This window comes from Photobacterium sp. OFAV2-7 (assembly GCF_022347985.1).
GTDB lineage: Bacteria > Pseudomonadota > Gammaproteobacteria > Enterobacterales > Vibrionaceae > Photobacterium.
This window is the reverse complement of record NZ_JAKRFQ010000203.1, coordinates 1-6,785: the sequence shown is the minus strand read 5'-3', so window position 1 is coordinate 6,785 and position 6,785 is coordinate 1. Positions and strand designations below refer to the sequence as shown.

At 49.3% G+C, this 6,785-nt stretch carries 5 protein-coding genes; all 5 read right to left on the bottom strand.

What is annotated here, in order from left to right; genetic code table 11:
* Window positions 1–38: 38 nt before the first annotated feature.
* A complete protein-coding gene (gene ppiD, locus MHN01_RS12210; RefSeq protein WP_239411602.1) occupies window positions 39–1,928 on the bottom strand; it encodes a peptidylprolyl isomerase in 1,890 nt (629 codons plus the stop codon).
* Window positions 1,929–2,147: 219 nt separating this feature from the next.
* Window positions 2,148–2,420 carry a nucleoid-associated protein HU-beta gene (gene hupB, locus MHN01_RS12205; RefSeq protein ID WP_075764154.1) on the bottom strand — a complete coding sequence of 91 codons (273 nt, stop codon included), beginning with the start codon at window positions 2,418–2,420 and terminating at the stop codon, window positions 2,148–2,150.
* A 224-nt stretch (window positions 2,421–2,644) separates the two neighbouring features.
* The gene (lon, locus tag MHN01_RS12200; protein WP_239411601.1) at window positions 2,645–5,017 is read right to left on the bottom strand and encodes an endopeptidase La; all 2,373 of its coding nucleotides are present in this window, start codon (window positions 5,015–5,017) and stop codon (window positions 2,645–2,647) included.
* A 137-nt stretch (window positions 5,018–5,154) separates the two neighbouring features.
* The gene (gene clpX, locus MHN01_RS12195) at window positions 5,155–6,435 is read right to left on the bottom strand and encodes an ATP-dependent protease ATP-binding subunit ClpX (protein ID WP_075764150.1); all 1,281 of its coding nucleotides are present in this window, start codon (window positions 6,433–6,435) and stop codon (window positions 5,155–5,157) included.
* A 114-nt stretch (window positions 6,436–6,549) separates the two neighbouring features.
* On the bottom strand, window positions 6,550–6,785 hold a 236-nt coding region (locus MHN01_RS12190; protein WP_239411600.1), incomplete at its 5' end, for an ATP-dependent Clp protease proteolytic subunit.

Below are 6,785 nucleotides of genomic sequence, written 5' to 3'. Positions count from 1 at the left end.
GCACAATGGCGGCCCGTTAACGAATTGCTAAATTACAATTAGTTTGCTGGTGCATCCAGAGTTGGATAGCTAACTTCAGCTGTGTTTCGCAGTACTTCCAACGTTGCCATTACATCCTGCTGAGCATTCATCTGCTCAACCTGGCTGGCTAGCTGGCTGTCTGATGCAACCTGCTCAACATCTGCTTCAATCACTTCATCCAAAGCGATAATCAGCACATTACCAGACATGTCACGCGTCATGCCATAAACCACTTTGCCATCGACAGGCTTGGCTAGCCCATAGGCAACCTGGGCAACCATACGGTCAGCCCCAGAGCGGCTGATGGTTTGTGCTTCAGAAAAGCTCAGAGACTCTATTTCCAGGATCTCTGCCTTACCGTCACGAAGCGCTGCAATGATCTCGTCAGCTTTTGCCTGAGCAGCCTGCTCACCTTGCTGAGCAGCCAACTGCTGCTTAACAGAGTCAGATACTTCGTCGAAAGGTAACACCATCTCATCACGAGAGTCTTCAACACGTACGACAACGACATGCTCAGGGCCGATCTCAATCACATCAGAGTTCAGGCCATCTTCACGCACTTCAGGGCTAAATACCGCCTGCATTACTGCAGGGTTAGCCAATACGCCTGGCGCATCGTTCTGGGCGAAGAAGTCAGTTGTCTGTACCTCTGCATTCACAGCCGCTGCAGCATCGTCCAGCGAATCTGGCATTTCGAACGCTGTCTCGGCCAGCTGAGTCTGCAGGTCGTAGAACTCTTCAGCCGCACGCTGCTCACGAAGCTCGGCAACAATGTCATCGCGCACATCAGCAAATGGCTTAACCTTAGAAGCCTTGATATCGTCTAGCTTGATAATGTGGTAACCAAACGAGGTCTGGACAACGGCAGATGTTTCACCTTTGTTCAGTGCAAATGCCGCATCTTCAAAAGCCGGATCCATCACACCACGCTCGAACCAATCCAGCTTACCGCCTTCTTTGGCACTGAACGTATCGTCAGAAGACGACTCGGCCATCTGGGCAAAGTCCGCCCCGCCGTTTAGCTCAGCCAGCAGGGCATCAGCCTTCGCTTTTGCTTCGCTGCTGTCACCCTGGATAAGGATATGGCTAGCCAGGCGCTGCTCGGCTGTGCCAAATTTAGCCTGGTTCTCTTCATAAAAAGCTTTTGCATCATCTTCAGAGATATCCAGCGTGGTTTTCAGGCCCTCGCCTGACAGCTCGATGTAAGCCACTTTGACCTGATCAGGGCGCGTAAACATCTGTGGGTTCTGATCATAGAAAGCCTGGATTGCTTCCTCAGAAACATCTGCGTTCTTCTGAAACTCCGCCACGTCCAGAGTCAGGCTACGGATAACACGCTGCTGCTTCTCAAGCTTAGTCAGTGCTGCCAGTTCATTGCCCAATGCAAAATCACTGCCCTGAATGGCAGTCAGTAGCTGCTGACGCAGCATATCGGTACGCATTGACTCGGCAAACATTTCCGGAGTGAAGCCTGAACGACGAAGCAAGGTATTGTAAACTTCGTTATCAAACTTACCGTCACGCTGGAACTCAGGCATTGAGACAATCGAGCTACGGATCTGCTCATCACTGATACGCAAACCAAGCTCTTTGGCGCGTTGCTCAACCAGTACATCATTGACCATGCGATCAAGCACGCTACGACGGAACTGCTGTACGTAAGCCGGATCGCCCATCAGCGTGTTGAAGTACTCACCAAGCTGCGACTGCATACGATTACGCTCATTCTGGTAGGCCTGCTCGAACTCACGCTGACTGATTTCTCGATCATCAATCTTTGCAGCGGCTTGCTCACTACCACCGGCAAGGTAACTACCCACACCAGCAAAAACAAAAGATAAAATAATTAAGCCAAGAATGATCTTGACCCAAATGCTGCTAGCGCCTTCGCGCATACGCTCCATCATAATCTGCCGTATCTCCTACTCATTCGATCTGGCACTGTGGTTGTGAAGAATGCCTTCGGGTATCTAGCCAATAGGCACTAGATACTGAAAATTTCACCCTGATACAAAGTAAAAAAAGCGCATCAACTCGATGCGCCCTCATTTCATGCCAAGTTGTCAGTAACTCTGACAACCCGCATCGATGTTTGTTCAATACAAACAGCGGGCCGATGCCCACTATTAGTTTACAGAATCCTTAAGCGCTTTACCCGCTTTAAAGCCAGGTACTTTCGCAGCAGCAATCTGGATTTCTTCACCTGTCTGTGGGTTGCGACCGGTACGTGCTGCACGCTCACGTACAGAGAAAGTACCAAAACCAACTAGCGCAACCTGATCACCTGTTTTCAGGGTGTCTGAAACAGCGTCAATGAATGCATCCAGAGCACGACCAGCTGACGCTTTAGAAATATCTGCATTTTCAGCAATTTTATCAACTAACTGAGTTTTGTTCACGATTTCATCCCCTCTATGAACCTTGTCCGCAAGCCACCTTGTCAACAAGCTTAAAACTTGCAACGGACAAAAAAAATGTATCAGGCCTAATTATACCAGCACAGAACACCTGAGATACGGGTAAGTATTGATATTATTGAGCTTACAGCGAATTAGACCTAACTTATAGCGATACAAAAAAACGCTGACAAGGCTTTTTGCACCTGAAAGCGTCTTTTCTTTACTTAACTTTGCTGCATGTCACTGTTTTGGGCGTTAACCAGCTCAATGCCTGTCGGATTATTCTGCAGTGCAACGGTCAGCACCTCATCAATCCAACGCACCGGACGCACGACCAAATCAGCAATCACGTTATCTGGGATCTCTTCCAAATCACGCTCATTCTCTTTCGGGATAAGTACCGTCTTGATACCCCCACGGTGTGCAGCCAGCAGTTTTTCTTTCAGGCCACCGATCGGCAATACTTCACCACGCAATGTAATTTCACCTGTCATGGCAACATCACCGCGTACCGGGTTACCCGTCAGACTAGATACCAGTGCCGTACACATCGCGATACCCGCACTCGGGCCGTCTTTCGGTGTTGCCCCTTCTGGTACGTGAACATGAATATCACGCTTCTCGTAGAAGTCTGCAGCCACGCCAAGACGTTCAGCACGGGTGCGCACGACAGTCATTGCCGCCTGAATCGACTCCTGCATTACATCCCCCAGCGAACCGGTGTAGGTAAACTTACCTTTGCCAGGCATCGACTCGGTTTCAATCGTTAGCAGATCACCGCCTACTTCCGTCCAGGCCAAACCAGTTACCTGGCCAATACGGTTGTTCTCTTCAGCTTTACCGTAATCGAAGCGCTGGACGCCCAGGTAAGCTTTCAAATTTTCCTGAGTGATCGTCACCGTCTTGGTGTCAGTGTTTAGCAGGATCTCTTTGACCGCCTTACGGCATAGTTTGGAGATTTCACGCTCCAGGCTACGCACACCCGCTTCACGGGTGTAATAGCGGATGATGCCGATCAGGGCTGAATCATCGACTTCAACCTCGCCCAGCTTCAGGCCGTTGCGCTTGATCTGCTTCTCCAGCAAATGGCGCTTAGCTATATTAAGCTTCTCGTCTTCGGTATAACCCGACAGGCGGATCACTTCCATACGGTCAAGCAGCGGACCCGGAATGTTCATTGAGTTAGAGGTTGCCACGAACATCACGTCAGACAGATCGTAGTCCACTTCCAGGTAGTGGTCATTAAACGCGTTATTCTGCTCAGGATCTAGCACTTCAAGCAATGCTGAAGCCGGATCGCCACGCATATCCGAAGACATCTTGTCGATCTCATCCAGCAGGAACAGTGGGTTTTTCACTTCCACTTTGGCCATTTTTTGGATCAGCTTGCCCGGCATTGAGCCGATATAGGTACGGCGGTGACCACGGATCTCAGCCTCGTCGCGCACGCCACCCAGTGCCATACGCACGTACTTACGACCCGTTGCTGCAGCAATAGACTGACCAAGAGACGTTTTACCGACACCTGGAGGACCAACAAGGCATAGGATAGGTCCCTTCAGCTTGTTGATACGACTCTGAACCGCCAGGTACTCAAGGATACGCTCTTTGACGCGCTCCAGACCATAATGGTCGGCATTCAAGACTTCTTCTGCCTTGGCCAGATTTTTCTTCACCTTAGAACGCTTGTGCCAAGGCACACTTAGCATCCAATCGATATAACCACGAACAACCGTCGCTTCCGCTGACATCGGCGACATCATCTTCAGCTTTTGCAGTTCCTGCTCAGTTTTCTCGCGCGCCTCAGCCGGCATTTTCGACTCTTCGATCTTCTTCTTCAAAGATTCGAATTCATCCGGTGCATCATCCAGCTCACCCAGCTCTTTCTGGATAGCCTTCATTTGTTCGTTGAGGTAATACTCGCGCTGGCTCTTTTCCATCTGCTTCTTGACGCGGCCACGAATGCGCTTCTCAACCTGCAGCAGGTCAATTTCAGATTCCATCATTGCCATCAGGAACTCAAGGCGTTCCGTGATATCAACGATTTCAAGCACTTTCTGCTTATCGGCAAGCTTCAGTGGCATATGTGCAGCAATGGTGTCTGCAAGGCGTGCCGCTTCATCAATACCGTTCAGCGAAGTCAGTACTTCCGGCGGAATCTTCTTGTTCAGCTTGATAAAACCTTCAAACTGATTGATCGCCGTACGGACCAGCACTTCCTGCTCACGCTCATCCATTTCCTGGGTAACAAGAAACTCTGCGTCGGCAGTGAAAAATTCATCATCACGTAGATTTTCGACCTTGGCACGCTGCTGGCCTTCAACCAGCACTTTCACCGTACCATCAGGCAACTTCAGCAACTGAAGAATAGTAGCAACCGTACCAACATCATACAGATCGTCGATCGAAGGCTCATCGGTAGCCGCTTCTTTCTGGGCTACCAACAAAATTTGCTTATTGTCATCCATTGCCGACTCAAGACAACGAATAGATTTATCCCGGCCTACAAACAATGGAATAACCATATGAGGGTAGACCACCACATCTCGTAGTGGCAGAACGGGGATCTCAAGGCGTTCCGAACGCTCCAGGTTCATATTCTTCTCTCTTCCGTTCAATCTCTTTACTGAGTATATGGGGGTAAAGCAGAAAGATTCAACGGGATAAGTAACAGAAAATAAAAAAGGAGGCAAAAGCCTCCTTTTTTTCAACATTATGAGCAGTAATTAGACAATCACTCAGCGCCAGCTGCTTGATTTTCTGTGTTTTCATAAATCAGCAGTGGGTCGGACTCACCCTTGATGACTGATTCATCGATGACTACTTTGCTCACGCCTTCTGCAGAAGGAAGTTCGTACATGGTATCTAGCAGAACAGCTTCCACGATAGAGCGTAGACCACGAGCACCGGTTTTGCGCTCCATTGCCTTGCGGGCAATCGCTACCAGCGCATCATCACGGAACTCAAGCTCGACATTTTCCAGCTCAAGCAATGCGGCATACTGCTTGGTCAATGCATTCTTCGGCTCGCGCAGGATCTGCACCAGTGCATCTTCGTCCAGCTCGTTCAGGATCGCCGTGACAGGCAGACGACCAATGAACTCTGGGATCAGACCGTACTTAACCAAATCTTCCGGCTCAACCTGTTCGAACAGATCGCTCAGTGTACGCGACTCGTCTTTAGAACGAACGTCAGCACCAAAACCAATCCCTGTACCGGTTGCCACACGCTGATCAACCACTTTATCCAGGCCAGCAAATGCACCGCCACAGATAAACAGAATCTTAGAGGTATCAACCTGCAAGAACTCCTGCTGTGGGTGCTTACGGCCGCCTTGTGGCGGAACAGAAGCAACAGTACCTTCGATCAGTTTCAGCAAGGCCTGCTGAACACCTTCACCCGATACATCACGGGTAATAGACGGGTTGTCTGACTTACGTGAAATCTTGTCGATTTCATCAATGTATACAATACCACGTTCTGCTTTTGCTACGTCGTAATCACACTTCTGTAGCAATTTCTGGATGATATTTTCTACATCTTCACCAACATAACCCGCTTCTGTCAGCGTAGTTGCATCAGCCATAGTAAACGGTACATCCAGCATACGAGCCAGTGTTTCAGCCAGTAGAGTCTTACCACTACCGGTCGGGCCGATCAGCAGAATGTTACTCTTACCCAGCTCTACACCGTCACTGGTGGTGTCGCCATTTCGAAGACGTTTGTAATGGTTGTACACCGCTACTGCCAGTACCTTTTTCGCATGGTTCTGACCAATAACGTAATCATCCAGGTTCGCACGAATTTCCTGTGGCGTTGGAAGTTCGCTGCCGTCTCGCTTCGGCATCACTTCTTTAATTTCTTCGCGAATAATATCGTTGCATAGATCAACGCACTCATCGCAAATATAAACAGAAGGGCCAGCAATCAGCTTGCGAACTTCATGTTGACTTTTGCCGCAGAAAGAGCAGTACAGCAGTTTTCCACTACCACTCTCTTTTCGCTTATCTGTCATTCGCTAACCTCTTTTTGGGTCTCAACCCATCATTGCCTTGTTTTGAGTGTATAACAACTCTTATCATTTTGCTCCGCGTCTCAGCAAACCTGTGCCACGGAGCCAAAAACAGAGTTAGTCACGGTTACTCAAAACTGCATCTACCAAGCCGTACTCTACTGCTTGCTCTGCCGACATGAAGTTATCACGATCTGTATCGCGCTCAACCACCTCAAGCGGCTGGCCAGTGTGCTCGGCAAGCAGATTATTTAGTCGTTTCTTGATAGTTAAAATTTCTTGAGCATGGATCTGAATATCAGAAGCCTGGCCCTGGAAACCGCCTAGCGGCTGGTGAATCATCACACGCGAGT

Bases quoted from the DNA above. Each gene is read 5' to 3' on its own strand.
- lon (WP_239411601.1), bottom strand. From the start codon at position 5,017: ATGAACCTGGAGCGTTCGGAACGCCTTGAGATCCCCGTTCTGCCACTA.
- ppiD (WP_239411602.1), bottom strand. From the start codon at position 1,928: ATGATGGAGCGTATGCGCGAAGGCGCTAGCAGCATTTGGGTCAAGATC.
- clpX (WP_075764150.1), bottom strand. From the start codon at position 6,435: ATGACAGATAAGCGAAAAGAGAGTGGTAGTGGAAAACTGCTGTACTGC.